This window comes from Halosimplex rarum (assembly GCF_047715405.1).
GTDB classification, from domain to species: Archaea; Halobacteriota; Halobacteria; order Halobacteriales; family Haloarculaceae; genus Halosimplex; species Halosimplex rarum.
In genome coordinates, this window is the sequence record NZ_CP180412.1 from 816,289 (window position 1) to 842,595 (window position 26,307).

The window sequence follows — 26,307 nt, forward strand, 5'->3', positions numbered from 1 at the left end:
CGCCGAGCCGCTCGCTCTCCGGGTAGCGGGGGACGACAAACTTACAAAACCCCTCGGTCCGTCGACAGGCTATGGGTGCGACCGCGCGGGACTGATCGCTCGGGCGGGACGGCTGGCGAACCGGCCGCTGGGCGCGGGAGTCGCCTTCGCCGGCTCCGCGCTGCTGTACACGCTAGCGTACGTTCGCTTCGTCAGTTCGTACGGCCTGTTCGTCGTCTCGGCGACGATGCTGATCGCCTCGGCTACTGTCGCGGCGTTCTGCTCGGGGCGCTCGTCTGGCGGTATCCCCTGTCGTGGACCGCCGACCGGACGTGTCGGGGTCACGCGCTGGCCGGCTTCCTCGTGGGCGTCATGACGCTCGTGCTCGCGCCGCCGCTCGCGGTGCTCGGGATGATGGGTCCGCTACTCACCGGCTGGCCTCCGAACGTCTCGCTCATCACGCCGCTTCTGATCGCCGGGACACTGCTGTCTGCCGTCGCCTACGGGATGGTCGGGACAGTTATCGCCCTCGTCGCGACGGCGGGCACGCCCGTCGTCGTCACCACTGTCACCGACCTCGGTCTCGGCTACCTCCGGCGCCGTTACGACGATCCCTTCGCCGCGTCCGGAACCGAGAGCGAGACGAGCGTCTGAGTCCGCCATCGGCCGGCCGTTCGACGGTCCATCCGCAGCAGCCAGCGGTGGCCGGCGCGGTGCTTTTGCACGCGAGGCACCAACTTCGAGCATGTCATTCGACGCCCGATGGCGGCGGCTCCGCGAACGCTGCGACTCGCTGGACCCCGACGCTGTGCTGGTCACGCCCGGTGACGAGCGGGTGTTCGCTGTCGACCGCACCGACGACGACGGAATCTTCGTCACGTTCCGCGAGGGGCGCGAGCGGACGCTTCGGCGCGACCAGTTCGAGACGCTCGCCGACCGCGCCGGGACGGATCCGCTCGAACTCGACTCGCTTCCGCCCGGCGTCGGCCCGTACGTGGCGGTGCTCTCTCTGGCCCCGGGATTCGACGTGGACGACGGCGAGTTCCGGGCGACGGAAGCGGGAGCCGAAACGAATGCAGTCGATCGCGACGCAGCCGGTGGGGACGATGAGTACGACAGCCCGTTCGTCCGCTCGCGGTGGGACGTACGCCGGCCGCCCGAGTCGGTCCACGACGACGCACTGTTGCTCGCCGACTGGCTGGAACGCCACGATGCGACCGACCTCGGCACGCTGTCGTCCGACGACGCCGTCGACCTGTACGTGCTCCTCTCGGACGTCCAGCGGGGCGCCGACGAACTCCGCCGGGACGTCGGCGACGAACTCCTCGACTACGTCGGCCCCGAGGGGCGCCTTCACGGGCAGTTCGGCACGGTCAGCCGGACCCACCGGAAGCGCCGCAGACTCAAGGACGAGGAAGCGATATTCGACCGCCTCGACGAGGCCGATATCCCCCACGAGTGGGTACTCGGCGTCGACCCCGACAAACTCGACGTGGTCGTCGCCACGACGGACGTGGGGGAAGACGACGTGTACGACGTCCACGACCAGTACTACGTCCAGAAGACCGCCGTCGACGCCGCGGAGAAGCGCACGCGACTCGACGGGCTCAGGGACCGGCTGGAGGAACTCGACGACGCCGAGGCGGACGACCTCCGCGAGGAGATCGACCACCTCGAAGGGCGGATCGACGACCTGCTGGCCGCGGGGTGACCGCCGTGCTCGTCCTCGGCGACGCCCACGCCGCCGACCCCGACAACCGTCGGCGACTCCTCGCCGCCTTCGAGCGCGCCGACGCCGGCGTCGCGCTCCACGTCGGGGATCTGGAGTACTACGACCTGCCCGCGCCAACGTGGTTCGTCGCGGGCAACAACGAGGACTTCGACGTGATCGACGCGCTGCGGTCTGCTGTCACGGACGGCGAAGACCCCGAACCAGGCCCCGCTGGCGTCCGGAACGTCCACCTGCTCGCCGGCCAACTCGCCGAGGTCGACGACCTGACGGTGCTCGGGCTCTCGGGTAACTACGCACCGACGCGATACGATTTCGATCGGGCGGAGCTATCCGGCGACCGGCGCCGGCACTTCACCCGTGCGGACGTCGAGCACGCCATCGACAGCGGGCGCGACGCGGACGTCGACGTCTTGCTCACGCACGAAGCTCCCCACGGCCTCATCAGCTACGGCTACGACCCGGGGAGCGACCCCATCGACGAGCTGATCGACGCCGTCGAGCCGTCGCTGTGCCTCGTCGGCCACCATCACCGCCACGCCGAAATGACCGTCGCGGAGAGCCGCGTCGTTTCGCTGGCGCCGGCGTGGGAGTCCTACTACGACCTCGACCCGGCGACGCTGGCGCTGGAGCGGTTCGAGACGCCGGACGGGAGCGAAAACGACTGATCGGGAACGGAGTACGGAGAACCGGCTCAGACGCCGCGACCCTGCATCTTCTCCTCTTCGGGCAGGTCGACGTTGGCGTCGCCCTTCATGCCCTTGCCGATGTTCGAGGAGATGTCGGCCAGTTTCTCGGGGTCGTCCCAGTTGTTGACGGCCTCGACGATGGCGGTCCCCATCGCCTCGGGGTCCTCCGCGCCGAAGATGCCCGAGCCGACGAAGATGCCGTCGCAGCCGTGGTGCATCATCAGCGCCGCGTCGGCGGGTGTCGCGATGCCGCCCGCGGCGAAGTTGACGACCGGCAGGCGCTCCATCTCGGCCGTCTCGTGGACTAGATCGGCCGGCGCGTCGTTCTCGCGGGCCCAGGCCTCCCGTTCCTCGTGGGTCATGCCCTGAAGCTCGCGGATGGCGCTCTTGATATTGCGCTGGTGGTGGACCGCCTGGTTCACGTCGCCGGTGCCGGCTTCGCCCTTGGTCCGGATCATCGCCGCGCCCTCGTCGATTCGGCGCAGGGCCTCACCGAGGTTGCGCGCACCGCAGACGAACGGCGCGGTGAACTCGCGCTTGTCGATGTGGTACTTGTCGTCGGCCGGCGTCAGGACCTCGCTCTCGTCGACCATGTCGGCGCCGACGGCTTCGAGGATCTGGGCCTCCTTCGTGTGGCCGATACGGGCCTTGCCCATCACCGGGATTGAGACCTCGTCGATGATCTCCCCGAGCGAGGCCGGGTCGGCCATGCGGGCGACGCCGCCGCGCTTGCGGATGTCGGCCGGGACGGCTTCGAGGTTCATCACCGCGACGGCGCCCACGTCCTCGGCGATGCGGGCCTGCTCGCGGTTCACGACGTCCATGATGACGCCGCCCTTCTGCATCTTCGCGAACCCGCGCTTGACCAGGTCGGTCCCGCGGCGGAGTTCCTCAAGATCCGTTTCGTCGGTCATGTCCTCGACTTGGCGACGGACTCACTTAACGGGTATCGTTTGCGCGTCCGTCCTCGGTACGGCTCTCGCCGCCGGCGCACCGCTGTGTCGCCGCACCGTCCCGCACCGTCCCGCACCGTCCCGCCGCCGTGTGTTAACACTCTTGACCCGGTCGCCCGTTGCCGGGAGCATGACGGACACGCAGTCGACGGACGGCCCGTTCGCGGCCGCGGTGGCGGTCGACGTCGACGATCGGAGCGACTGGTCGGTCTCGCCGCGGATCTTCGGTGCCTACGTCGAACACTACGGACGAGAGATCTACCCCGGCATCTACGCCGAGCACGCGACGAACAACTCCTTCGAGGCATGGAACTTCGACCGGAAGACCGCCGAGCGGAGCCGCCTCGCCTACGCCGAAGACGCGATCCCGGAACACGACGGTATCGCCTATCCGTGGCAGCCGATCGGCGACGCCGACTACGAGACTCCCGCGGGGGGCGTCCACGGCGGCGAACAGCGCCGGCTCCAACGCATCACAGTTGCGGACGACGTGGGTGGCGTCTCTCAACGGATTCCCCTGCCGGACTACCGCACAGCGGAATACGACCTCTCGGTCTCCGTTCGCGGTGAGGGCGTCGACGCCGTCGAGGCGCGCCTGATCGACTTCGACGGCGAGGTGCTCGCCTCCGAATTGATCCCCGTCACCGACGAGTGGGTCCGCCACGAGGACCTCCGACTCGCACTCGCCGGCGAGAGCGACGTTCGGTACCCCGCCGAGGGGACAGAGGACCGCTTCCGCGACATCTCTGCCCCCCACGGCGAGTACCGGCTCCAGCTCGTCGCCGAAGGCGACGGTCACGTCGACCTCGACTGGGTGATGCTCGTGTCGGGCGACGCCGTCGACGGCAAGTTCAACCCCGAGATGCTGGAGCGCATAGAGGAGATGGACGTCCAGTCGATCAAGTGGCCGGGCGGGAACTTCGCCAGTCACTACCGCTGGCGCGACGGCGTCGGCCCGCTCGAAGACCGGCCCGTCAGCGAGGCGCCCGGCTGGGGCGGTCTCGAACCGAACTTCCTCGGGACGGCGGAGTACGTCGAGCTCTGCCGGAAGATCGACGTCGAGCCGATGATCACGGTCGGCTGGTGGGAGGAGATCGGCCCAGAGGAGGTCGCCGACTGGGTCGAGTACTGCAACGGCGACCCCGAGGAGACGGAGATGGGCGCGCTGCGCGCCGAACACGGCTACGAGGAGCCGTTCGACGTGCGCTACTGGGAGATCGGCAACGAGGTCTGGGGCGACTGGCAGTTCGGCCACACCTCCGACCCGTGGGAGTTCGCCCGCGGGTCCGACGGCCGCGAGGGCGCCGACGCCTACTACGACGCGATGACAGCCGTCGACCCGGAGATTACGGTGTTCGCGGACCTGCTCGACCCCGGATACACCCGCTTCGAGGCCGACGCCGACGAGTGGGCCGAGGCGCTGTTCACCGAAGTCGGCGACCGCATCGACGGCGTCGACACCCACCACTACAACTTCGGGATCCGCCGCAAGGACGACGACAGCCCCGAGGAGTGGGTCGAGGCACACGACGCCGCGCCCATCGACTACATGGAGACGCTGGTCGCGTACCCGACGCAGTACGAACGGGAACTGGCCGGTCTCGCCGAGGACGCCGAGGCCCACGGCCTCGACCCGTTCGTGATCAACGTCGGCGAGTGGGGGCTGTACCCGCATCTCGGCCAGGACTGGCCCGAAATCGGGATGGGGACGACCGCCAGCGCCGCCTACACGGCGGGGATGTTCGGCGCGTTCGTCCGACAGGGCGAGGCAGTCCGCCGGGCCTCCCACACGCACATGCCGGTCAAGCAGTTCCCCGACACCGGCGGGACGAACGCCACGCCGCTGGCCCCCGTCGCGCAGGTCCAGCAGCTCTACGCCGAGGTGCTCGTGGACGGCCGCTCGTGGCACGCCCTCGGTGTCGACGTCGACGGCCCGACGCGCACGCTTCCGGAACTGGGCACGCGGATCGAACGCATGGAGGGCGTTCCGTACGTCGACGCGACCGCAGTCACGGACGACGCGGGCGAGGAACTGGCGGTGTTCCTCGCCAACCGCAACCTCTCACACGAGGGGACGGTGACCGTCGACCTCGGATCTGCGGCGGCCGGCCGCTCCGTCGACGTCGACCTGCTGGAGCCGACTGAGAGCCCGCACGACGTCCAGGAATCCCGCTCGGAACCCGACGCTTACCGGATCGAACGTTCGACCGAGACGGGGAGCGACGACGGGACGTTCGAGGTGACGCTCGCCCCCTCGGCGGTGGCGCGGCTGCGAGTCGACTGATCGGGATCGGCGGACGGTCGAATCACGTCGCCCGGATCACTACAGTTTTTGCCGGCGGGGGCCGTCCCGTCTGCCATGTCCGCCTCCGACGGGGTCGGCCGACGGGTCGAACGGGTCGTCGCCCGCTACTTCGACGGGCCGGTGCCCGACGCCGAGGGGCTCCCCCGCTACGTCGCTCCCCTCCCCGACTGGGTCGAGGACGTCGGTCTGCGACTCGCCTGGCCTATCGCGCTGGTCAACCTCGTCGGTACGCTGTTCGGATTCTGGTACTACGCGGGGCAACCGACAGACCTCGCGCCCCCGTTGCTGGGGGGCCAACTCGGGGCCGCGCCCCTGGTCGCCTACCCGCTCATCCCCGACTCGCCGGTAGCGACGATGTTCATCGGCCTCTCGCTGGTCGCCTGGCGGCTCGATATCGACGCCGGCCCGCTGCACATGCTGGCCTTCTTCGGCTGCATCAAGCTCGGCCTCTGGACGCCGTTCGTCCAGCTCGTCCTGAACGGCCCCGGCGGGATCGCCGCCTGGCTCTACTGGTTCCTGATACTCAGCCACCTCGCGATGGCCGTCGAGGCGTTCCTGATCCACCGCTACGCGGCGTTCTCGGTCGGATCGGTCGCTGTCGCGCTCGCGTGGTACGGCTTCAACGACGTGGTCGACTACTTCTGGCCGATCCTGGAGGGGCCGCACCACACCTGGCTGCGGGCCGAACCGTTCGCGGCGGCCGGCATCCCCGACCATGCCGTCCTCGCCCACGATCTGGCGGCCGGCTGGGCCGTCGTGCTCACGCTCCTCGCGACGTTTCTCGCGCTCGCGACGCGCGTCGAGAAGGTCAAGCGGGGCGCCAGCTAACTCGCTTCGGTCGGTGTCGTCGCCCCGGACGCGACTCCGGGAACGTCCTTCCGCAGTCCGAAGCTATTCCCACGACTCCCGCTAGCATGTGATATGGTATCGATTACCGACGCGGAGCGCAGGTCCTTCGCCCGAAACGGGTTTCTCGTTCTCGACGACCTGCTCGACGCCGGCTCGGTCGCGGCGGGACGCGAAGCGGTCGTGGACGCTACCGACGTCGACCCGGACGACCCCGAGCAGGTCGTCGGCCACGGCTACGACGTGGACGTCGAGGGCGTCGACCAGGCACCGTTCAGCGAAATCGCCGAGATGCTGTTTCCGGCCGCCGAGGCGCTTGTCGGCGAGGGCGTCCTCGCGCCGCCGGGTTCGGGGATGCAGGTCGCGCTCAACTTCCCCGACGAGGACGCCGGTGCGGCCACCACCGGCCCGAAGTCCGTCGACGGCCACCTCGACGGCTACGCGAGTTTCGACGAGAATCCCGAAGTGACCACGTTCCAGCTGGGGGCGGCCGTCTACCTCGACGACGTCGGGCCGCGCGGTGGCGGCTTCACCGTCTGGCCCGGTTCCCACCGTGTGGCCGCGGAGTACTTCGACGACCACGCGCTCGAAACGGTCGGCGGCAAGCCGAACAACTCGCAGATCCCGGCGCTGGGCGACGAGCCCGGCGAGTGGGACTACGACGAGCGGCTGCACGACCAGTGCGACCCCTACGAGATCGCCGGTGACGCAGGGACGGTCGTCCTCTGGCACGGCCTGCTCACGCACAACGCGGGCATCAACATCGGCGAGCGGGTCAGGATTGCCGCCATCTCCCGGTTCGCGCGCGAAGACCAGGACGAGATCCGCCGCGACGCCGCCGCGAACCTCTTCGAGTACTGGCCGGCGATGGTGGGTGTCCCGATGGTCGCGGGCGGAGAGCCGGTCGTCCCGGAGTGACCGGCGTCGCCCGACGAGGGCGGAACGGAACCCATACGCCCGTCCGCTGGCTACACCGCGGCGATGACCGACACCCTCCTCTCGCGCGACGGTGACTCCGTGACCGGCGAGTTCGTCGAGCGCGAGAACCGGTTCGTGATCCGCGTCGACTTCGGCGACGAGGTCGGCGACGTCTATCTCGGCGATCCCGGGAAGCTCCGGAACGTGCTCGTCCCCGGCTACGAGGTCCTTTGCGACCCCGTCGACGACCCCGAGCGCGCGACCGATTACGACGCCATCGCGATCCGCGTCGACGGCGACGGCGGGAGCAACCCCGTTCAGGTCAGCCTCCGCGCGGCGCTCGCGAACGACCTGTTCTTCGAAGCGCTCGACGCCGGTCACCTGCCGGCGTTCGACTGGGCCGACGCGGTCACGCCCGAACCGCAACTCCCCGACCACGGCCGCGCGGACTTCCGTCTCGAAAGCGGGGACGGCGACCGCACCGCCTACGTCGAGGTGAAGTCGACCACCCACGTCGACGACGGCGTCGCGAAGTTCCCCGACCGCCCGACCGAACGGGGTCGGCGACACCTCCGCAGTCTCGAATCGCTCGCCGCCGACGGCGTCGAGGCCCACCTCGTCTTCGTCGTCCAGCGCCCGGACGTCGAGCGATGGGAACCGTTCCGCGAGGTCGACCCGGAGTTCGCCGACCTGCTCGCGCAGGTCGCCGACGCCGGCGTCGACGTACACGCGCTGGTCACGGAGTTCGATCCACCGTACTACCGTCTGCGAGAGACGCACCTCCCGGTTAAACTCGACTGAAATCGAAAATTCGGATGCCGTAAACGGGAACCGCGGTCAGCCGACGATGACGACGGCGTTCTCGGTCTCGATCATCTCTCCTTCGCCCGAGTAGGTTCGGGCCTCTTCGATCTCGTACATCTCCGCGTCGAGTTCGACGCCGGCGACCTGCAGTTTGCCGTCGACTTCTTCGAACTCGCCGCTCTCGATGGCGGCGTCGATGTCGCCGACCTCGCTGCCGTACTCCGGCCCGACCAGCGAGTAGTCCAGATCGACGCCGGTGACCTCGGTCGAGACGTCGGGCGCCTCGTCGAGCGTCTCCAGCGAGTCGACGTGCATCGCCTCGGCGATGGCGTTTTCGAAGCCGGCGACGCCGCCGTACACGCGGACGCGGTCGAGGTCGGCGTTCAGCGGCAGCCCCGTGTCGGTCTTGTACCGGCGGAGCGCGGCGATGACCTCCATCGCCCGCTCGCCCGCGTCGAGGTCGGCGTCGTAGCCGCGCGTCTCCGGCCAGTCGGTCGTGTGGACGGAATTCAGTTCGTCGCCCGGGTCCGTACTCCCTTCGCCGTCCGCGTAGAGGCGCTGCCACAGTTCCTCGGTGACGTGCGGGAGGAACGGCGCGAACAGCTTCAGGAAGGTTCGGTGAGCCGTGACGAGCGCGTACTCCGTCGAGGGGTCGCCGCCGTCGCTGAGGCGCTGTTTCGCGATCTCCAGGTAGTCGTCACAGAAGGTGTTCCAGAAGAACGACCGGAGTTCGTTGCGCGCCTTCGAGAACTCGTAGGCCTCGAACTGCTCGGTGAGCGAGGCGACGGCGTCGTCGAGTTCGGCGAGGATCCAGCGGTCGACGGCCGCCAGGTCCTCCTCTGCGGGCGCCTCGACGGCCTCGGGCGCCGGAGTCAACTGGTCGATCAGCCGCGAGGCGTTCCAGATCTTCTGGAGCAGGCGCTCGCCCGCTTCGAGGTCGCCTTCCTTGTAGGGGAAGTCGTCGCCGACGGAGGCGCTGGCCGACCAGAAGCGGATCGCGTCGACGGGGTACTCGGCCATGACCTCCTCGGGGAGGACGACGTTGCCCTTCGACGAGGACATCTTCTCGCGGTTCTCGTCGAGGACGTGGCCGTTGATCATGACGTTCTCGAAGGGCACCTCGCCGGTGTGCTCGTAGCACTTGACGACGGTGTGGAACAGCCAGAAGGAGATGATGTCGTGGCCCTGCGGACGCAGGTCGAACTGGTAGAGCTCCGGGTGCTCCATCGTGAACGCCTCGCTCTCGGCGTCCCAGTCCCAGCCCGCGTTGATCAGCGGGGTGAGTGACGACGTGGCCCACGTGTCGAAGACGTCCTCCTCCGGACGGAAGTCGCTGCCACCGCACGCCGGACAGGAATCGACCGGCGGGTCGTCCGAGAGGGGGTCGACCGGCAGGTCTTCCTTCTCGGCCATGATCGTCTCGCCGCACTCCTCGCAGTACCAGACGGGGATCGGGATGCCGGAGTCGCGCTGGCGGGAGATACACCAGTCCCACTCCAGGCCCTCGATCCAGTGCTGGTAGCGGGTGAACATCTTCTCGGGGTACCACTCCATCTCGCGGCCCGCCTCGAGGTAGTCGTCGGTGCGGTCGAGCATCTCGACGTACCACTGCTCGGTGACGAGGTACTCGACCTCCGTCTCGCAGCGCTCGTGGACCTGGACGGTGTGGTCGTGGTCGCGGCTCTCGACGAGCGCGCCGGCGTCGTCGAGGTCCTCGATGATGGCCTCGCGGGCCTCCTCGGTGGACATACCCTGGTAGTCGCCGGCGAGGTCGGTCATCGTCCCCGACTCGTCGATGGCGATGCGGAGCGGCAGGTCGTGGGCCTGGTACCACTCGATGTCGGTCTGGTCGCCGAAGGTACAGGACATGACGACCCCGCTGCCGGTCTCCATGTCGACGCGCTCGTCGGCGATGATCGGGACTTCCTGCCCGAAGATGGGGACCCGCGCCGTCCCGCCGACGAGGTGCTGGTTCTCGTCGTCGTCGGGGTGGACGAACACGGAGACGCAGGCCGGCAGGAGCTCGGGGCGAGTCGTCGAGATGGTAAAGGTCGCGTCCTCGTCGGGTTCGTCCTCGCCATCGCCGGTCTCGACCAGGTCGAACGCGATGTCGTTGAACAGCGTGTGCTTGTCCTTGTCCTCCTGTTCGACCTGGGAGATGGCCGTCTCGCAGTCCGGACACCAGATGGTCGGCGCGCGCTGGCGGTACTCGCGGCCCTGCTCGTAGAGGTCGACGAACGAGAGCTGCGAGATGCGCTGGACGCGCGGCTCGATGGTCTTGTAGGTGTTCGTCCAGTCGATGGACATCGCGAGCGACTGCATCTCCTCGGTGAACTCCGCCTCGTAGTCGGCGCAGACCTCGCGGCACTTCTCCTGGAACTCCCGCCGGGTGTAGTCCTGGTGGCGGATGCCCAGTTCCTGCTCAGTGAGGCGCTCGGAGGCGATGCCGTTGTCGTCGTAGCCGAACGGGAAGAACGTGTGTTCCCGGGCCATCCGGTGGTAGCGGGCGGTGAAGTCCTGCAGGGTGTGGGCGTAGAGGTGACCCATGTGCAGGCTACCCGAGACCGTCGGCGGCGGCGTGTCGATGGAGTAGACGGTGTTCGGGTCCACGTCGGCGTCGCCGTCGTACTCGTAGGTGCCCTCGTCGACCCAGCGGTCCTGCCACCGTGGCTCGACGGCTGCGGGGTCGTATTCGCCGGGGAGAGCGTCACCGTCTCCGGCGCTGTCTCCCTGGGCGTCGGCGTCCGCGGCGTCGCTGTCGGTGCTCATCGGGAGTCACTCCCGGACGCCGGCGACGGGGCGCGAGTTCCGGCGGCGCGAGCCGTGGTTGTCGGTCGATGCTGTCGGTCGGTGTGCGGTGTGGCGTCGTCCATTGGTCTGTATCGGCTGCTAGTCGGCGAGTCGGTGCGAACGCGGCGTCAGAATGGGGGTGAGTGGGGCTAGGGGGCCCCTACACGGACGGCGACGGCTGCGGAGGCCGGGGGCTCGTTCGTCGCGCGACCGTCGATTCCGGCGAACGGCCCTGTCATCGGTAGAGAGTGGACGAGGCGGGAAAATAACTCTTACGTCATGTCGACGGGCGAACGACCCGCTCACCCGCCGCAGGCGCGCTCAGCAGAAGTTCTGGGTGGCGTAGACCTTCGTCTCGCCGTCGACCTCGGCCGCGGCGACGCCGATCCCCTCGTGTTCCCAGTACGAGCGGAGGACGTTCTCACGGTGGCCCGCGGAGTCCATCCACTGGGCGACGATGCCGCGGCCGATGGCGGTCTCGTTGCCGCCGTAGGATGTCGACCCGTCGTCCGACTCGACGGTGACGTTCGCCCAGGTGTAGGCGATGTTCTCGCCACCGGTCACGTACTCGTTGCCCACCCCGGTGTCGACCCGGCACTGGTACCCGAAGCGGTCGTAACGGTCGGCACGCGTCTCCCCACCCGGCGACGTGTGCGCGAAGTAGCCGTCTTCGGCCATGTCACGACTGTGGTAGCGCGCCGCCGCCCGCAGCTTCGGCGCCATCCGAAGGCGCGAGAGGTCGCGCTCCGTGCGGATCTCGTTGACCCGGTTGTGGATGGCGTACTCGACCTTCGAGACGTCGAGCTCGGTCCCCTCACTGTCGGTCGGCGGGACCGTCGGTGGCCCGGGTGTCGGCGTGGGGTCGACCGACGGGGGATCGGTCCCCTTCACCCCTGGATCGCGCTCCTCGACCGGGGTGGCAGTCTCCTCGTCGAGGAGGCTGATCCCCTCGCCGTCGTTGGGGATGTCGCCCCCGCCCGCCCCGCCGTCACCGGAATCGTCCAGCTCCACCCCGACCTGCACGGGCCCCAGATCCGTGACTGCGACCACGCCGGCCACCGCCAGCGCCGCACCCAGCCCGACGAGCAGGAGTTCCTTCGTCGCCATTTACGTGTCACCACGTTTTCAGTCCGCCCTTCTATACTTTTGCTGTAGGGATTGTTACACGATGGCGTTCTGCGGGCGGACTCCTCGTACGTGGGAAGGTGCGAGACCGGATCTCTGGCGGCTCGTCGTGACAGCGGAAAATTAAATACGGATCGATCGGTCCACGGAACCATGGCATCCAGGCTGGTTGCTGCGGGCGTGGCGGCGTTGGTGTGTGGGGCCGTCCTCCTCTCGGTCGGCGTCGCCTCGGCCGACGGCCAGGAGGCTGGAGAGAGCGTGAGGGTCCCGTTCGAGGACGCCGTGCTCGTCGACGTCGAGCCGGACGGGGACGACGCGGTGACAGTGTACCTGCCGGTCCGATCGACCGACGACCCGAAGGCGGCCGCGGGCCGATTGGCTGACGACGCGTCGATCCCGGTCCACCAGATATCGGTCCGGACCGTCGACGCCAGGATCACGCAGTACGTCAACGGACAACTCGTCGAGGGGGGCGAACTCTATCGGACCGAGATCCGGACCGAGATCGACACCCGGACGGGACCGCTGGGCGGAACGGTCCCGGGCGACGCGCTGACCGCTGTCGCGCCGACCGAAACGCCGGCCTTCGTCCTGGACGTGCCGCCCGGGACGACCGTCAGTCAGGGCTCGGTCCGATCGCGGTCGTTCTCGACTGCGCAGTACGAACTGACGGCCTCGGACGTGAGCGGCGAGGACCCGATCACCTACCGGTTCCCGATCGGATCGATCAACGCCCTGGCCGCGCTCCTCCTCGTGTCGTCGCTCGGGACGTACGCCGCGGTCCGGTTCCGGGCCCGCTCCGTCGCGGACGGTCCCGAACCGGTAACTGACCGAATTCACGCCGTCCGAACGACGAGGGCCAACGCGCTCCTGTTCGGTTCGGCAGCGGCGGCCGGCATCGCGCTGTGGCTGGGCAGTCACTCTCTCGTGTCGCTCGCCGCGGGTGCGTCCCTCCCCGCCGTCCCGACTGGCGCGTGGCGGTCGGTTACTCAGTGGGCGGTCGCGCTGGCCCCGTTCGTTTGCGGCGTCTGGCTGGCGACGACGCTCGCGACCGAGCCCGTCGTCCGAGATCTCACCGACACCCCGTACAATCCGCTGGTGTCCCTCTCGGACTGGGGGAAGTCGGCGGTCTTCCGTCTCGGCCGCTACTGGGCCGCAGGCGTCGTCCTGCTGACGCTCGCGCCGACAATCGTCGATCTGCCGTTACTCGGCGGCGTGGTCGTCGCGTCGCTGCTGGCGGTCGACCAGTTCCTGCGGCCGCTCGCGGTCAGGGCGTTCAACGACACCAGTGCAGTCACGGGAGAGGCCGGGGACGAGTTGACGGAGTTCTGCGACCGACAGGACGTGTCCGTCCGCGGGATCCGGCTGTTAGACACCGACGACGCCCGGCACGCCGACGCGCTGGCCGTCGGCTTCGCGGGCTACTACTGGCTCTTCCTGACCGACGACCTCCTGGCGGCGTTCGACGCCGAGGAGATCCGGGCGCTCGTCGCGCACGAACTGGGACACGTCCGCCACAGGCACCTCTACAAGCAGGCCCTGTTCACCCTGGGGTACTGGGCTATCGCGTTCACGGTCGTCGTCGGGGCATCGCTGGGGCTGTGGGCGTTCGTAGCGGTGGCGTGGGCCTATCGGCTCGGGCTCCAGTGGTTCGCTCGGCACCAGGAGTACCAGGCCGACGAGTACGCGGCGACGGCGACGAGTCCCGACACGCTTGCCGAGGCGCTCGACCGGGTCGGATCCGTGAACTTCGCGTGGCGCAACGGGGGGATCGCCCACGACTACGGCGCCTACCCCCCGCCGATAGACGACCGAATCGCGCGACTCCGTGAGGACAACGAGTCAGCTGAGGAGGTGGGCGTCGAGACCCAGTCCGCCGAGGCGTCGGTATCCAGTGAGTGACCGGCGTCGGCGGAAAACGGCGGCTCAGTCGTCGGAGTGCGCGCGGACCCACAGTTCGCCGATGCGTGACAGGCGCGTTCGGTAGGACTTCCCGTGTTCTTCCTGTTCGATGTAGCCCTTACCGCCCGGACCCAGTCGGTCGACGTTGTAGATGACCTTCGAGCGGAAGCTGTCGGTGTACTCCTCGCCCAGCTCGCGCGCGAGTTCCTGGGCCAACTCGGAGACGGACTCGAACTCGCCGTGTTCGCCGAGGGTGAAGAGGATGAGTTCCTCGAAGGGCTTGACGTTGGAAAAGGAGGCGACGGGGAGTTCGAGGATGTGCTTGCCGTCGAACTCCTTGGCACCGATGGTGGTGCCGCGCTCGTCGAACTCCGAGAGCAGTTCCTCGGCGGCGTCGAGGCGCTCGTCGACTCGCTCGGCGAGTTCGGGGTCGTCGACGGCGCCCTGGAGGTCCGAGAGCAGGTCGATGCCGCGGTGGAGCTCCTCGGCGAGTTCGGTTTCGAGGTACTTCTCGGGGACGGTGTAGTAGGTGTGGATGCGCTGGCGGTCCTCCTCGCGCTCGACCATGATGGAGTGGGCCGCGGTGGCGAAGGCGAAGGAGACGGTGCGGGGCATCGCGGAGATGTTGACCCAGACGCTGGCGTCGTCCTCGCGGTCGAGTTCGGCGTTGATGAGCTCGAACGCCTGCTCGAAGGCCTCGTCGTAGTCGTAGACGTCCTCGACGACGAACCGCTCGGTGGTCGCGCCCAGGAGGTTCCGGTAATCCTTCTCCAGTTTGGCAGCGAGATTCCGCGAGTACTCGACGTTGGCCTCGCTCCCGACTGCGCCCTCCAGCAGGACGACGCGGTCCACGTCGAGCCTGTCGCGCACGAGCGGCGCGATCAGCCGGTCGTAGTCGAACCCGACCGGCACGATGTGTGTCTGCATACCCGATACGAGACCCCGGTAGCGTATAAAAACCAGCAGACTCGCCGCTCGGTCAGTCCGCTCCGGTCGCGTACACCGACGCGTCCTCTTCCGGACTCGCGCTCGTCAGCAGCGAGACCCCGACGGTCAGGACGAACCCGAGGAGCATACAGACGACAGAGATGCTCCAGCCGGCGACGGTCGCGGGGACGCCGAGCGGAACTGTTCCGAATACGGGCAGCGACACGCGGTAGACCGGGAAGAAGACGCCGGCAGCGTAGGCGAGTTGGCTCCCGCCGATACCGACGTACATGCCCCATCTCGTCGTGTTGCGCCAGTAGAGCGCGACCATCACGGGCAGCGCCAGTTGCGCGAACCCGCCGAACGCGGTGTCGCCGATCTCCAGTAGTGTCGCCGGCTGGAACAGGCTCGCGACGAACGAGAGGGTGGCGAAGACGGCCACGCCGACGCGACCGAGGAACGCCTCCCGTTGCTCGCTCGCTTCTTCGACGAGCGGGCGGTACACGTCGCGGGTGAAGTACGACGAGCCCGAGAGCAGCATCGAGTCGCTGGAACTCATCATCGCGGCCATCGCGCCGGCGACGACGAGGGCGGCGAACCACGCGGGCGTATACTCCGCGAGCAGCAGCGGCAGGACGTTCTCGTTCGGTCCCGCGGCGATGCCGAGGCCCTTGGCCCACGCCCCGAGCATGAACGCGGGAACGAACAGCAGGACGACCAGCACGGGCCACAGCGGCAGCGTGCGCTTGATGACGGCCTTCGACTCGGCGACGAAGAAGCGCTGGTTGACCTGCGGGAACATCGTGACGCCGAAGGCGATCGAGATGGCCGTCGACAGGACGTACTGGGGCGAGTACAGTCCGCCGCCGAGCGCGAGGAAGTTGCCGTCCACGTCGCCCAGCGTCGCCGTCGCACTCCCCATGCCGCCCGCGGCGGAGGCGACCCAGACGAACGCGGCCCAGACCATCACGAGCATGAACGCGCCCTGGAGCGTGTCGGTCCAGGCGACGCCGCGCATCCCCGAGAGGGCGACGTAACCGATCATGAACAGCGTGATCCCGCCGGCGCCGGCCCAGTAGGGGACCGCGCCGCCGGTCAGCGCCTCGATGGCGGTGCCCGCGCCCTGCTGCTGGAGCATCACGTACGGGAACAGCCAGAAGATGCTGATCGCGGCGACGAGCACGCGCAGCGCCAGCGATCCGAAGCGGTCGCCGAGCATCTCGCCCAGGGTGACGTAGCCGTTGGCCTTGCCGACGAGCCACTGCTTGTACCCCAGCACGTACCAGAGGATCCCGAAGATGACGCCGTCCATCAGGCCCATGACGAGTATCCACTCGGGACCGGCCGCGTAGCTGATGTTCGGGCCGGCGAAGAACGTGAAGGCCGAGAGGAGCGTGGCGAACGTCGTGAACAGGAGGACGACGGTGCCGAGCGTCCGGGACGCGAGGTAGTAGTCTTCTGCGGTCCGTTCGGTGAGTCGGTACGCGACGACGCCGATGCCCAGCGCGACGAGCATGTACCCGAGGATGATCCCGATCTGCAGGGTCGCCTCAGCCATCGCGACTCACCTCTTCGACGCCGAGCCCCCACGCGCGGCGCGTGAAGGCCCAGAAGACGACCGCGGTCAGGCACAGCCAGCCGACGTGCCACCAGACCCAGACCGGGAGCCCGGCGGCCACGCCGTCGCTGCCCCACATGAACCACGGTACGGCCAGCGCCGCGAGCAGTACTCCGACCGCCGACCAGCCGAGCAAGCGCGCCCGTTCGTGCATACACCCCGTGTCCGACTGCGTTCCCGTTAACTTTTCGCCGATCGCAAACGAAACACCATTTCGAAGAGGAATTCTCTTCAACATCGAGGCGCCGTCGGCGGGCGCGACGGGCCGCCATCGTCGGTCGCGCGGGTCGCCGCCGGAGACCCGCCGAGATATCGGACAAAGCCGGACCGAACGGGGGAGTCGGCGGACGCACGTCCGGGTGGATTCGGAGGGAGTCCGCCGATCCGCAGATATTAGAGTGTTCGAGTGACAAGTTAGGAGTGGTTCCATGAGACGGTTCATGGACGGACATTCACCATCACAGCGCCCCGATGAAGGGCAGTTCATCAATGTACGATTCAGCGAAATATCTCATTCACGCGGACATCAGGACGAGCGGGGTGGTCGAGCGGAGTGACGTCGTCGGCGCCGTCTTCGGCCAGACCGAGGGCCTGCTGGGCGGCGAACTCGACCTCCGCGACCTGCAGGAGTCGGGGAAGCTCGGTCGGATCGACGTCGAAGTCGAATCCGAGCGCGGGAGTTCCTTCGGCGAGATCACGATCGCCAGCGGACTCGACCGCGTCCAGACCGCTATCCTCGCGGCCGCCCTGGAGAGCATCGAACGCGTCGGCCCCTCCCAGTCCGACGTCGAGGTACGAGACATCGAGGACGTGCGCTCGGCCAAGCGCCGGCAGGTCGTCGAGCGCGCGAAGGAGCTCCTCGCGGAGTTCGACGCGACGACCATGTCCAGCGAGGACCTCGTCGAGGAGGTCCGCCGGAGCGCCCGCGTCGAGGACATCACCGAGTTCGCGGGCATGCCCGCCGGCCCGCGCGTCGCGGACAGCGACGCCATCATCGTCGTCGAGGGCCGCGCCGACGTGCTGACGCTCCTGAAGTACGGCATCAAGAACGCCATCGCGGTCGAGGGGACGGACGTGCCCGACGCGGTCGCGGAACTGACCGCCGACCGCACGGTAACCGCCTTCCTCGACGGCGACCGCGGGGGCGACCTCATCCTCAAGGAGCTCGCGCAGGTCGGCGACATCGACTACGTCGCGCTCGCGCCGACCGACCGCTCCGTCGAGGACCTCTCGCGCGCCGAACTCATGAGCGCGCTCCGCGACAAGGTGCCCTTCGAGACGGTCTCGGCCGCCGACGCCGAGACCGACGAACCCCACGGGCTCGCCGCGACGGACGGGAGCGCCCAGCCCTCGCCGCCCGACGGCGACGCCGGGATGGTCGACCCGGACTCGCCCGTCGAACCCGACGGCACCGCGGCGACAGACGAGGCCGCCGTCGACGCGACCGACGCCGGCGCCGCGCCGACCGACGCGGACCCGAGCGGCGACGCAGCGCCGACTGGCGACTCCGCGGACCTCGCCGGAAGCGGCGACCCCTCCACGGAATCTCCGGGATCCGAGGGCGATCCGACGACGGACTCGACGGGCGGGTCCGCGGAGGCCGCCGTCGCCGAACCCGACTCCGAGGCGACCGACCAGTCCACCGACGCGGTCGCGCCGGACACGCTCGCGGCCCACGTCGAGGAGGTCGTCGGCGCCGCGAGCGGGACCGTGCGACTGCTCGATGCGACGTACGAGCCGATCGCCGAGGGGCCGGCCGACGATGCGTTCGACCTCCTGGAGTCGGCCGACCAGGTGCCGTCGTCGGTCGTTCTCGACGGCGAACTCTCCCAGCGCGTGCTCGACGTGGCCGCCCAGCGTGGCGTCGACGTCGTCGTCTGCGGCGCGGAAGGCGAGTACGTCAAACAGCCGGTGAACGTCCGGGTGCTCACCGCGGACGAGGTCTGAGTCCCGGACTCACTCGTTCTCGCCGCCGATCTCGCGGACGAGCAACAGGCCGTCCCCTGTCTCGTAGTGGTCGGCGATCCGATCGCGCCGCTCGAACCCGCGGTCGCGGTAGAACTCGCGGGCGCGCTCGTCGACCTCCCTGACGGTCACGCGCAGCTCTCCGACGCCCGCGTCGCGGAGCCGCTCGACCAGCGCGTCGACGAGCGCCGAGCCGAGACCGCCGCCCTGCGAGTCGGGCGCCACCGCGAGTTCCGCCAGATAGCCGGCGTCGCCGTCACCGTCCGTGACCGCGAGCGCGTAGCCGACCGGGGTCGCGGGTCCGTTGCTCGTCGCCGCGGCGTCGTTCGGCGCCGCGTCGTTGCCCCCTTCCGTCTCCGATCCAGTGGCGACCAGAAGTATCGGCGGCCCGTCGACGGCCACGGCGAGGAGCTCCTGCCAGGGTTCGGCCAGCACTACCTCTTGAATGGCTCGCAGCGCGGGCAGGTCCCCTGGTCGCCCCTCGCGGATCCCGGTCATACGGCGACGGAGCCGACGACGGCGACCGCGGCGAGTCCCGCTGCGATGCCCGCGGCGAGCGTCGCGAAGAAGTTGACGCCCTCGTTTTCGAGGAAGACGCCTTCGACGGTCGCGCCCAGCAGGCTGTCGACCGTCATCCCGACGACGCCGCCGAAGACGACGATGCCGGCGCCCAGAGCGCCGACCGTCTCGAAGACGCCCAGCGAGATGGCGGCGATGAGGACGGCGCCGGCGAGGCCGGCGACTTCGCCCTGCCAGGTGACCGCGCCGTCGGTGCCGGGTTCGACGCGCTCGAAGGTCGTGATCAGCCGCGGGTCGTCGAAGACGCCGCCGATCTCGCTGGAGAGGGTGTCGCTCATCGCCGCGGCGATGGACCCGGCGAACGCGAACAGGAACAGCTGTGGTTCGAGCCCGGTCAGCGTCGGGCTGGCCGACCACCCGAGCAGGGCGAACAGGCCGACCAGCGAGTTGGCGAGGACGTTCCCGCTGCCGCGGGCGCCGTCGTTCTCCTCGGCGATCCCGCGGGCTTCCTTCTCCTCGTAGCGGAACTTCGTCGAGAGCCCGCCGACGCCGAAGAAGGTGACCAGCAGGAGGAACCAGCCGGCGTCGCCGAGCACGATCGTCTGCAGACAGAGGAAGACGCCGGTGATCATCCCCGGGAGCGACGCCGTCTCGAGCGCGTAGGCGAGCGCCCCGAGCAGGACGGCGACGGCGAGTGCGACCGCGACGCCCGAGGTGTGGACCGACAGCGGCAGGTCGGCGAACAGCCAGAGGAGCAGGCCGACGGAGATCATGACGAGCGGGTCGTCGCGCTCGAAGAGGACCGCTCGCAGGAGCGCGCCGAGCAGCGCGCCGCTCGCCGCGAGGAAGGCGACCAGCGGCCAGTCGACCGCGGCGTCGATAAGCAGCGCGGCTGCGTACTGTCCGGCGGTGCCGGCGGCGAAGCCGGAGACGACGAACCCGGCTGTCGCGATGACGGGCTCGTCCCGGACGGTCCGGACGAGGTGGCCGCCGAGATTGCCCCACGACAGCAGGAGGACGGTCCCGACGAAGACGGGCGCGGGCATCGCGAACTGCACCACGAGGAGGGCGAGCGCGGCGGCCGCGAGAGCGAAGCCGGCGAGTCCGTAGAGTCGGCCGTCGCGGCGGTCGCCAGGCCTGGCGAAGAGTTCGAACAGCGGTCCGTCGTCGACGACGTAGAGTGCGAGCGCCGTGACGAGGAGGAACGGGCCGGGCGCTGCGACGGTGGCGAGCGCCCGGCTCGTGTTGCTGACGATCGGTGGGACGGCCAGCGCCAGCGTCCCGACGAGGGCGAACGCACCCGCACGTCGGACTGTGGGTGTCACGCTACTGTCGGTATCCCGCGGAGAGCTACTTACCGTTTCCGAACCGTCCCGCCCCGTACAGCCGGCGTGACACGTTCCTCGACTCCCTCGCCGCTCGCCGTCGCCCGCTGCCGAACGTGAGATTTAGGGCGCATCCGACGGAAGCCCGGTTGTGGTCCTCTACGACCGATACCTCGCCCTCCGCCTGCGCTACAGCGACGCGGACCTCCCGGAGACCGTCGCGGTCATCGTCACCGAGCGCGACCTCCTCGAACAGGACGGCTACCGCACGCTCGAACGCTCTTTCGAGTGGGCCGTCGAGTTCGGCGCCGAACGGATCGCCGTCTACGTGAGCGTCCTCGACGCCGAGGTCGTCGAGACCATCCGCGGCGAACTCGCGGACGTGCGAGCCCCCCGCGAACTCGCGGTCCGCGGTCCCGACGACGAGGAGCAGGCCGACGCCCCCATCGTCGTGAGTATCGGCCTCGGCGGGAAACACGAGTTCGCGACCGCCGTCCAGAGCCTCGCTGCGGAGGTCGAGGCCGGCGAGTTGGCCCCCGAGGACATCGACGAGACCGCCATCGAGCGGGAACTGGTCTTCCCGGTCCAGCCCGACCTGGTCATCAAGACCGGCGCCGAGCGCCTCTCCGATTTCATGATCTGGCAGTCCGTCTACTCCGAACTGTACTTCACCGACGTGAACTGGCGGGACTTCCGCCGGCGCGACTACCTCCGCGCGCTCCGGGACTATCAGAACCGCCAGCGGCGATTCGGTCGGTAGGCCGAGTCACGTAGGTCTTTAATTCGCGGCAGTTCGCCGCTCAAATGGTGAGTACGTCGAGTCAGAGATCCGTTACGTTCCGGCGACGCTGTGTCTCAGGTCGACGACCGAGCGGCGATCCGCTCGGCGACTTCCGTCGCGAACTCGCTGGTCCCGAGTCGTTCGCCGCCGTCGAGGTTCCGTTCGATGTCGTACGTCACTCGACCCGACTCGATCTGCGCTCGCAGGGCGGTATCCACCGCGTCGGCCGCATCGTCCCACCCGAGGTACTCGAACAGGAGCGCTCCCGAGCGGATCATCGCGGTGGGGTTGACCTTGTCCTGGCCGGCGTATCTCGGGGCGCTCCCGTGGACGGGTTCTGCGAGCGCGCGCCCGTCACCGACGTTTATGCCCGGCGAGATGCCGAGGCTGCCAGTCTGCGCGGCAGCGGCGTCCGAGAGGTAGTCGCCGTTAAGGTTCGGCATCGCCAGCACGTCGTACTCGTCAGTCCGCGTGAGCAGTTGCTGGAGCATGTTGTCCGCGATACGGTCGTTGACGACGACGGCGTCGTCGGGGACCTCGCCATCCCGCACCTCCCAGAGGGTATCTTCGGTGATCACCTCCTCCCCGTACTCGTCTTCGGCGACCTCGTAGCCCCAGTCCCGGAACCCGCCTTCGGTGAACTTCATGATGTTGCCCTTGTGGACGAGCGTCACCAAGTCTCGATCGCGGTCGAGCGCGTAGTCGATCGCCTCGCGGACCAGCCGCTTCGTCCCGAACTCCGAGATGGGCTTGACGCCGAACCCGGCCGGACCGTCGTGGAGCAGCCCCTCCTCTCCCATCTCGTCTTCGACGAACTCGCGGACGCGTTCGGCCTCCTCGGTGCCCGCTTCCCACTCGACGCCGGCGTAGACGTCCTCGGTATTCTCCCGGAAGACGACCACGTCCAGTTCCCCGGGGTCGCGCCGCGGTGACGGAACGCCGTCGAGGTAGGTTGCCGGCCGGACGTTCGCGTACAGGTCGAGTCGCGTCCGGAGCGCGACGTTCAGCGAGCGGAACCCCGCACCCACCGGCGTCGTCAGCGGTCCCTTGATCCCGACGCGGAACTCTTCGAGCGCCGTCACTGTCTCGTCGGGTAGGTTGGCACCGTACCGCTCTCTGGCGGATTCACCCGCGTAGACGCGCATCCAGTGGATCTCTCGTCCGCTCGCTTCCGCCGCTTCGTCGAGCACTCGCTGGGCGGCGGGACCGACCTCCGCGCCCGTCCCGTCGCCGTGGATGATCGGGACGATGGGGTCGTCCGGAACGTCGAGTTCGTTCGCGTCCGCGTCACTCACCGCGACAGGTTCCCCGCCGGTCGGGACATCGACTCGTTCGTATCGATCGTTCATCGCTCGCACTTGTCTCCGAGTCGAACAAGTAGTTGATAATCGAACAAATATTACGTCGAGGACCGGGCGCTCCGGGACTATCAGAACCGCCAGCGGAGATTCGGTCGGTAGACCGACCGCCGCCCGTCGAGCGGAGCGAGTCTCTCGGAAGGTTGGCCGATGGGCCGCGCCTCTTGTGGAGCGTTTCGCGGGGCGGACGCTGGCCGATACGGCAATTTATGCCGCTGGTGGCCGAAGTGGGTTCTGTAATGAGCGACCCACTCCAGCCGCGGATCATCGACGAGTTACTTCGCAGGGGTCGGTACCTCTATCCGACCGACGTCGTCGACGTGATCGAGCGCTTCCACGGGGTCGCGGGGCCCGGCGTCCCGCGGACGGTCGTCAGGCAGTACGTCGGCGAGCTGTTGAACCAACTCGGGGCCAGGGCACCGTACACTCTCGAACGGTTCGAACGGATCCTCGACGGCCGCGTCACCGATCTCGATCTGTGGCTTCCGGACGCCCTCTACGAGGTCGGGGCCGGCCGGGTGAGCGTCTACCCCGCCCACTGGCACCGGGCGCTCGGAGGCGTCCGCGATCCCGTTCGGTACGTGGAAGTTATCGCCGCCGATCTGGCGGCCGCCAGGGGCGCCACCCCGGACGAACCGTCGCCGCCCGTGCCGAGACCGATCCTGGTCGACGCGATGATGGTTCTGGGCGGGACGAGTCGCCCCGAGGCGGGCGGGGCCCTCCAGGCGGCCCGCCTCGACGGCCGGCTCGTCGTCGAACCCTTCCAGAACCCGGAAGCCGACGTCTGGGTCGCCAAGGCGAGTAGGCGTCGACCCGCGCCGGTCGATTCGACCCCGCCGGTCCGCTCGACGGGCGCGGCAGATCCCACCGGGCGACCGGCGGAACGCGACGTTAGTCGACCGTAGCCGACGCTCGGTCCGGTGTTCGAGGTAGGCAGTAGCCGCCGAGCCGGAGAACGGGCGATCGGGGCGGACCGGAACGACTCGCGGTCGGACCCGCGATGAGAGGGGAACGGGTTCAGTGAAAGGTCGCGCCGTCGCCGATCCGCGTCTGGTAGACGCGAGATTCGACGCCGACGTCCTCGAAGGCGTCGACCATGGCCGAAGCGATGGTCCGCTGGTCGGACTCGTAGCAGGCGGCGATCACGCTCGGGCCGGCGCCGCTGATGGTCACGCCGGTCGCGCCGGCGTCGAAGGCGGCCTGCCTGACGGCGTCGTAGCCGTCGATGAGCTTCGCACGGGCCGGCGTGACGACCGCGTCTTCCATCCCGCGGCCGACGAGTTCGGGGTCCGAGCGGTGCATCCCCGTGGTCAGCGTCGCGGCGTTGCCGACGGTCTCGACGATGTCGCTGACGCGCGCCCCTTCGGGGACGACCTCGCGGGCGTCGCGGGTCGAGACGACGATGTCCGGCAGGCACGTCACCAGCGGGATGTCGGCGTCGACCTTCGAGACGCCGTGAGGTGTCGCGATCGTGAACCCGCCGAGGATCGCCGGCGCGACGTTGTCGTCGTGGGCGTCGCCCGAGACGACGGCCTCGCCCTCCGCGGCGATGGGGACGAGCTCCTTGCGAGTGAGACCGCGGTCGTAGAGGCGGTTGAGCGCGACCGCGGCGGCGGCGGCGCTGGCGGCCGAGGAGCCCAGTCCCGAGGCGGGTCGGACGCCCTTGTCGATCTCGATGTGCGCCGGGGCGTCGAGCGCCTCGGCGACCGCGCCGACCGTGTTCTCGTCGGGGTCTTCGGGGATGAACTGGCTGCCGGCGCCAGTCACGTCGATCGTCGTCTCCGAGGCGCGCTCCACTCGGACCACGTCGGCGGGTCTGTCCAGAGCCACACCGAACACGTCGAAGCCACTCCCGAGGTTCGCGCTCGTCGCCGGCGCCCGCACCGTCACCATATGCGTCGCAATTCCCGGACTGCGGGCAAAAAGGTAGCGGACTGCCGTACTGCCGCGCCAGTGATCAGACGCGCCGTCCGGGAGTTGGGTCGGAGCGTTCGCTGCAGATTGCTCCACCACGCGTTCGCCCGCGGGTAAGCGAACGAAAGTGCTATTCCCGTCACGGCGGAACGTGCGGGTATGATCGGTGTCGTCGGCGGCGGTATCGCCGGCCTCGCGGCCGCGTATCGCCTCCAGCAACGCGGCCGCGACGTGCAGGTCTTCGAGGCGAGCGACCAGGTGGGCGGGCTAGCCGCGGTCTACGAGACCGCCGGCGACCCCATCGAGACGTTCTACCACCACCTCTCGGCCTCCGAGGGAACCATCGTCGAACTGATCGAGGAACTCGGCCTCGGCGAGGACCTGGAGTGGCGCTACAAGACCGACTCCTACTACGTCGACGGGGTCGTCCACCCGATGGAGAAGGCGTGGGAGATCCTCGCCTACCCCCACCTGTCGATCTACGACAAGTTCCGCCTCGCCATGCTCGTCAAGGAGATCGACGTCCGCGGCGGCTGGCCGAAGTTCGACACCTACGACGACATCACCGACTTCGAGGACGTGCCCATCAAGGAGTTCCTGCTGGAACACACGACGCGGCACGTCTACGAGTCGTTCTGGGAGCCGCTGCTGGACGCGAAGTTCGGCTCGCGCAAGGAAGACGTCTCCGCGGCGTGGCTGCTCGGACGAGTGAAGTTCCGCGGCGAGCGCGACCCGATCCGCGGCGAACAGCTGGGCTATCTCGACGGCGGATTCGGCCGACTCCTCGACGAACTGCTGGCCGCGGTCGGCCGCGACACGGTCACCACGGGTGCGCGCGTGACGGAACTGGTCGAGTCCGACGGCGCGGTCGAATCGCTGACCGTCGAGCGCGACGGCGAGCGGGAGACGCACGACGTCGACGGCGTCGTCGTCGCGGCGATGCCGAACGTCCTCGAAGACCTGACGGGCTATCCCTGCGAGATCGACTTCCAGGGGACGGTGTGTTCGGTCTGGAGCATGGAGGAGTCGCTGTCGGACACCTACTGGCTCAACATCAAGGACGAGGCGCCGTTCGGCGTGTTCATCGAGCACACGAACTTCGTCCCGCGCGAGCGCTACGGGGGCGAACACCTCTACTACACGGCGAGTTACATCCAGGACCCCGAAGAGGATCTCTGGCAGATGTCCGACGCCGAGGTCGAGGCCCACTGGCGGGAGGGGATCGGCGATCTCTTCCCGCAGTTCGACCCCGACAGCGTCAACTGGGTGAAGACGGCGCGCAACCCGCGGACGGCGCCCATCTACGAGCGCGGCTACCTCGATATGGTCGTCCCGTACGATCTGGGCGACGAGGTGGCCGAGGGCGTCTACTACGCCGGCATGGCCTCCCGGGCCCAGTACCCCGAGCGGTCGCTCAACGGTGGAATCGAGGCCGGCTACGCCTGTGCGGACCTGATCTCCGAGAAGTAGCCGAATCGAGCGTCCGATTCGGGGCTATCACTCCGGGAGCGAGACGCCGGCCGCCCACAGACCCGCCCCGTCTGTGTCGTCTACCAAGTCGAGCCGGCCGGCGACGAACAGCTGTCCGTCGGCGACCGTTGCGACCCGAGGTCCTCGCGGACGAAGTCGTACGTCCACCGGCGCCGTCCGAACCGGTCGGTCCCGTGGACCGAGTGTCCGGCCCCGACGACGAACCCGTCGCCGACGCGCACGAGGCCCCGACCGGGAATGACGGACGCGAGTGCGTAATTGAGGGCGCAAGCGCGGAACCGAGGCCGCGGAACCGAGGTTGCTGGCTCAGAACTGGGACCGATCAGGTTCACACGACTGACCGTCTCTTCGACCACCCTTTCCCGACCG

At 68.8% G+C, this 26,307-nt stretch carries 22 protein-coding genes; 12 read left to right on the forward strand and 10 right to left on the reverse strand.

Annotation, left to right across the window (positions count from 1 at the left end; translation table 11 throughout):
• Positions 1-351: 351 nt before the first annotated feature.
• The 3 genes from ACMGFH_RS04055 (at position 352) to ACMGFH_RS04065 (ending at position 2,376) form a co-directional block, all read left to right on the forward strand.
• The gene (locus ACMGFH_RS04055; protein WP_415381496.1) at positions 352-633 is read left to right on the forward strand and encodes a hypothetical protein; all 282 of its coding nucleotides are present in this window, start codon (positions 352-354) and stop codon (positions 631-633) included.
• Positions 634-724: 91 nt separating this feature from the next.
• Positions 725-1,690: a hypothetical protein gene (locus tag ACMGFH_RS04060; protein ID WP_415381497.1), complete on the forward strand. Its 966-nt coding sequence runs from the start codon at positions 725-727 to the stop codon at positions 1,688-1,690.
• Positions 1,691-1,695: 5 nt separating this feature from the next.
• Positions 1,696-2,376, forward strand: coding sequence for a metallophosphoesterase family protein (locus tag ACMGFH_RS04065; RefSeq protein ID WP_415383189.1), 681 nt, complete (start codon positions 1,696-1,698; stop codon positions 2,374-2,376).
• A 26-nt stretch (positions 2,377-2,402) separates the two neighbouring features.
• Here ACMGFH_RS04065 and pdxS read toward each other — a convergent pair whose 3' ends face one another.
• The gene (gene pdxS, locus ACMGFH_RS04070; protein ID WP_415381498.1) at positions 2,403-3,311 is read right to left on the reverse strand and encodes a pyridoxal 5'-phosphate synthase lyase subunit PdxS; all 909 of its coding nucleotides are present in this window, start codon (positions 3,309-3,311) and stop codon (positions 2,403-2,405) included.
• Between the two features lie 169 nt (positions 3,312-3,480).
• On the opposite strand from pdxS, the gene ACMGFH_RS04075 reads away from it, so the two are divergent.
• The 4 genes from ACMGFH_RS04075 (at position 3,481) to sfsA (ending at position 8,220) form a co-directional block, all read left to right on the forward strand.
• A complete protein-coding gene (locus ACMGFH_RS04075) occupies positions 3,481-5,634 on the forward strand; it encodes an alpha-L-arabinofuranosidase (RefSeq protein ID WP_415381499.1) in 2,154 nt (717 codons plus the stop codon).
• 75 nt (positions 5,635-5,709) lie between these two features.
• Positions 5,710-6,483, forward strand: a complete 774-nt coding sequence (locus ACMGFH_RS04080; RefSeq protein ID WP_415381500.1) for a DUF1405 domain-containing protein — start codon at positions 5,710-5,712, stop codon at positions 6,481-6,483.
• 93 nt (positions 6,484-6,576) lie between these two features.
• Complete coding sequence (locus ACMGFH_RS04085; RefSeq protein WP_415381502.1) at positions 6,577-7,419, forward strand: phytanoyl-CoA dioxygenase family protein; 843 nt, start codon at positions 6,577-6,579, stop codon at positions 7,417-7,419.
• 63 nt (positions 7,420-7,482) lie between these two features.
• Positions 7,483-8,220, forward strand: a complete 738-nt coding sequence (gene sfsA / locus ACMGFH_RS04090; protein ID WP_415381503.1) for a DNA/RNA nuclease SfsA — start codon at positions 7,483-7,485, stop codon at positions 8,218-8,220.
• 36 nt (positions 8,221-8,256) lie between these two features.
• Here sfsA and ACMGFH_RS04095 read toward each other — a convergent pair whose 3' ends face one another.
• Together ACMGFH_RS04095 and ACMGFH_RS04100 are read right to left on the reverse strand one after the other, a co-directional pair.
• A complete protein-coding gene (locus ACMGFH_RS04095; protein WP_415381504.1) occupies positions 8,257-10,992 on the reverse strand; it encodes a valine--tRNA ligase in 2,736 nt (911 codons plus the stop codon).
• A gap of 342 nt (positions 10,993-11,334) precedes the next feature.
• Positions 11,335-12,120, reverse strand: a complete 786-nt coding sequence (locus ACMGFH_RS04100; protein ID WP_415381505.1) for a CAP domain-containing protein — start codon at positions 12,118-12,120, stop codon at positions 11,335-11,337.
• A gap of 171 nt (positions 12,121-12,291) precedes the next feature.
• Here ACMGFH_RS04100 and ACMGFH_RS04105 point away from each other — a divergent pair, with 171 nt between their 5' ends.
• A complete protein-coding gene (locus ACMGFH_RS04105) occupies positions 12,292-14,040 on the forward strand; it encodes a M48 family metalloprotease (RefSeq protein ID WP_415381506.1) in 1,749 nt (582 codons plus the stop codon).
• Positions 14,041-14,064: 24 nt separating this feature from the next.
• Here the strand turns inward: ACMGFH_RS04105 and ACMGFH_RS04110 are convergent, their stop codons facing one another.
• The 3 genes from ACMGFH_RS04110 to ACMGFH_RS04120 are packed head-to-tail and all read right to left on the reverse strand — an operon-like array spanning position 14,065 to position 16,739.
• Complete coding sequence (locus tag ACMGFH_RS04110; protein ID WP_415381508.1) at positions 14,065-14,967, reverse strand: DUF6293 family protein; 903 nt, start codon at positions 14,965-14,967, stop codon at positions 14,065-14,067.
• A gap of 52 nt (positions 14,968-15,019) precedes the next feature.
• Positions 15,020-16,525, reverse strand: a complete 1,506-nt coding sequence (locus tag ACMGFH_RS04115) for a sodium:solute symporter family protein (RefSeq protein WP_415381509.1) — start codon at positions 16,523-16,525, stop codon at positions 15,020-15,022.
• On the reverse strand, positions 16,518-16,739 hold the full coding sequence (locus ACMGFH_RS04120; protein ID WP_415381511.1) for a DUF3311 domain-containing protein: 222 nt from the start codon (positions 16,737-16,739) through the stop codon (positions 16,518-16,520). The genes ACMGFH_RS04115 and ACMGFH_RS04120 overlap by 8 nt, the downstream gene beginning before the upstream one ends.
• Positions 16,740-17,074: 335 nt before the next feature.
• Here ACMGFH_RS04120 and dnaG point away from each other — a divergent pair, with 335 nt between their 5' ends.
• Positions 17,075-18,532: a DNA primase DnaG gene (dnaG, locus tag ACMGFH_RS04125; RefSeq protein ID WP_415381513.1), complete on the forward strand. Its 1,458-nt coding sequence runs from the start codon at positions 17,075-17,077 to the stop codon at positions 18,530-18,532.
• A 9-nt stretch (positions 18,533-18,541) separates the two neighbouring features.
• Here the strand turns inward: dnaG and ACMGFH_RS04130 are convergent, their stop codons facing one another.
• Together ACMGFH_RS04130 and ACMGFH_RS04135 are read right to left on the reverse strand one after the other, a co-directional pair.
• Entirely contained in the window at positions 18,542-19,048 is a 507-nt protein-coding gene (locus ACMGFH_RS04130) for a GNAT family N-acetyltransferase (protein ID WP_415381514.1), read from the reverse strand.
• Complete coding sequence (locus tag ACMGFH_RS04135; RefSeq protein ID WP_415381516.1) at positions 19,045-20,394, reverse strand: DUF92 domain-containing protein; 1,350 nt, start codon at positions 20,392-20,394, stop codon at positions 19,045-19,047. The genes ACMGFH_RS04130 and ACMGFH_RS04135 overlap by 4 nt, the downstream gene beginning before the upstream one ends.
• Positions 20,395-20,545: 151 nt before the next feature.
• Between ACMGFH_RS04135 and ACMGFH_RS04140 the strand changes: the two genes are divergently transcribed.
• Positions 20,546-21,154: an undecaprenyl diphosphate synthase family protein gene (locus ACMGFH_RS04140; RefSeq protein WP_415381517.1), complete on the forward strand. Its 609-nt coding sequence runs from the start codon at positions 20,546-20,548 to the stop codon at positions 21,152-21,154.
• A gap of 95 nt (positions 21,155-21,249) precedes the next feature.
• On the opposite strand, the gene icd is transcribed toward ACMGFH_RS04140, so the two are convergent.
• Positions 21,250-22,524 (reverse strand): NADP-dependent isocitrate dehydrogenase, encoded by a 1,275-nt coding sequence (gene icd, locus ACMGFH_RS04145; protein ID WP_415381518.1) that lies wholly within the window; start codon positions 22,522-22,524, stop codon positions 21,250-21,252.
• Between the two features lie 248 nt (positions 22,525-22,772).
• Here icd and ACMGFH_RS04150 point away from each other — a divergent pair, with 248 nt between their 5' ends.
• Positions 22,773-23,438: a hypothetical protein gene (locus tag ACMGFH_RS04150; protein WP_415381519.1), complete on the forward strand. Its 666-nt coding sequence runs from the start codon at positions 22,773-22,775 to the stop codon at positions 23,436-23,438.
• A gap of 112 nt (positions 23,439-23,550) precedes the next feature.
• On the opposite strand, the gene ACMGFH_RS04155 is transcribed toward ACMGFH_RS04150, so the two are convergent.
• Positions 23,551-24,426: a homoserine kinase gene (locus tag ACMGFH_RS04155; RefSeq protein WP_415381520.1), complete on the reverse strand. Its 876-nt coding sequence runs from the start codon at positions 24,424-24,426 to the stop codon at positions 23,551-23,553.
• A gap of 180 nt (positions 24,427-24,606) precedes the next feature.
• Between ACMGFH_RS04155 and ACMGFH_RS04160 the strand changes: the two genes are divergently transcribed.
• A complete protein-coding gene (locus ACMGFH_RS04160) occupies positions 24,607-25,917 on the forward strand; it encodes an NAD(P)/FAD-dependent oxidoreductase (RefSeq protein ID WP_415381521.1) in 1,311 nt (436 codons plus the stop codon).
• The last annotated feature ends 390 nt before the right edge of the window (positions 25,918-26,307 follow it).

Excerpts from the sequence above, each read along its gene's own strand:
- ACMGFH_RS04155 (WP_415381520.1), bottom strand. The coding sequence starts at position 24,426 with ATGGTGACGGTGCGGGCGCCGGCGACGAGCGCGAACCTCGGGAGTGGC.
- ACMGFH_RS04160 (WP_415381521.1), top strand. The coding sequence starts at position 24,607 with ATGATCGGTGTCGTCGGCGGCGGTATCGCCGGCCTCGCGGCCGCGTAT.
- ACMGFH_RS04105 (WP_415381506.1), top strand. The coding sequence starts at position 12,292 with ATGGCATCCAGGCTGGTTGCTGCGGGCGTGGCGGCGTTGGTGTGTGGG.
- ACMGFH_RS04100 (WP_415381505.1), bottom strand. The coding sequence starts at position 12,120 with ATGGCGACGAAGGAACTCCTGCTCGTCGGGCTGGGTGCGGCGCTGGCG.
- ACMGFH_RS04120 (WP_415381511.1), bottom strand. The coding sequence starts at position 16,739 with ATGCACGAACGGGCGCGCTTGCTCGGCTGGTCGGCGGTCGGAGTACTG.
- dnaG (WP_415381513.1), top strand. The coding sequence starts at position 17,075 with ATGTACGATTCAGCGAAATATCTCATTCACGCGGACATCAGGACGAGC.
- ACMGFH_RS04080 (WP_415381500.1), top strand. The coding sequence starts at position 5,710 with ATGTCCGCCTCCGACGGGGTCGGCCGACGGGTCGAACGGGTCGTCGCC.
- ACMGFH_RS04095 (WP_415381504.1), bottom strand. The coding sequence starts at position 10,992 with ATGAGCACCGACAGCGACGCCGCGGACGCCGACGCCCAGGGAGACAGC.
- ACMGFH_RS04115 (WP_415381509.1), bottom strand. The coding sequence starts at position 16,525 with ATGGCTGAGGCGACCCTGCAGATCGGGATCATCCTCGGGTACATGCTC.
- ACMGFH_RS04110 (WP_415381508.1), bottom strand. The coding sequence starts at position 14,967 with ATGCAGACACACATCGTGCCGGTCGGGTTCGACTACGACCGGCTGATC.
- sfsA (WP_415381503.1), top strand. The coding sequence starts at position 7,483 with ATGACCGACACCCTCCTCTCGCGCGACGGTGACTCCGTGACCGGCGAG.
- ACMGFH_RS04130 (WP_415381514.1), bottom strand. The coding sequence starts at position 19,048 with ATGACCGGGATCCGCGAGGGGCGACCAGGGGACCTGCCCGCGCTGCGA.
- icd (WP_415381518.1), bottom strand. The coding sequence starts at position 22,524 with ATGAACGATCGATACGAACGAGTCGATGTCCCGACCGGCGGGGAACCT.
- ACMGFH_RS04150 (WP_415381519.1), top strand. The coding sequence starts at position 22,773 with ATGAGCGACCCACTCCAGCCGCGGATCATCGACGAGTTACTTCGCAGG.
- pdxS (WP_415381498.1), bottom strand. The coding sequence starts at position 3,311 with ATGACCGACGAAACGGATCTTGAGGAACTCCGCCGCGGGACCGACCTG.
- ACMGFH_RS04075 (WP_415381499.1), top strand. The coding sequence starts at position 3,481 with ATGACGGACACGCAGTCGACGGACGGCCCGTTCGCGGCCGCGGTGGCG.
- ACMGFH_RS04060 (WP_415381497.1), top strand. The coding sequence starts at position 725 with ATGTCATTCGACGCCCGATGGCGGCGGCTCCGCGAACGCTGCGACTCG.
- ACMGFH_RS04085 (WP_415381502.1), top strand. The coding sequence starts at position 6,577 with ATGGTATCGATTACCGACGCGGAGCGCAGGTCCTTCGCCCGAAACGGG.
- ACMGFH_RS04055 (WP_415381496.1), top strand. The coding sequence starts at position 352 with ATGACGCTCGTGCTCGCGCCGCCGCTCGCGGTGCTCGGGATGATGGGT.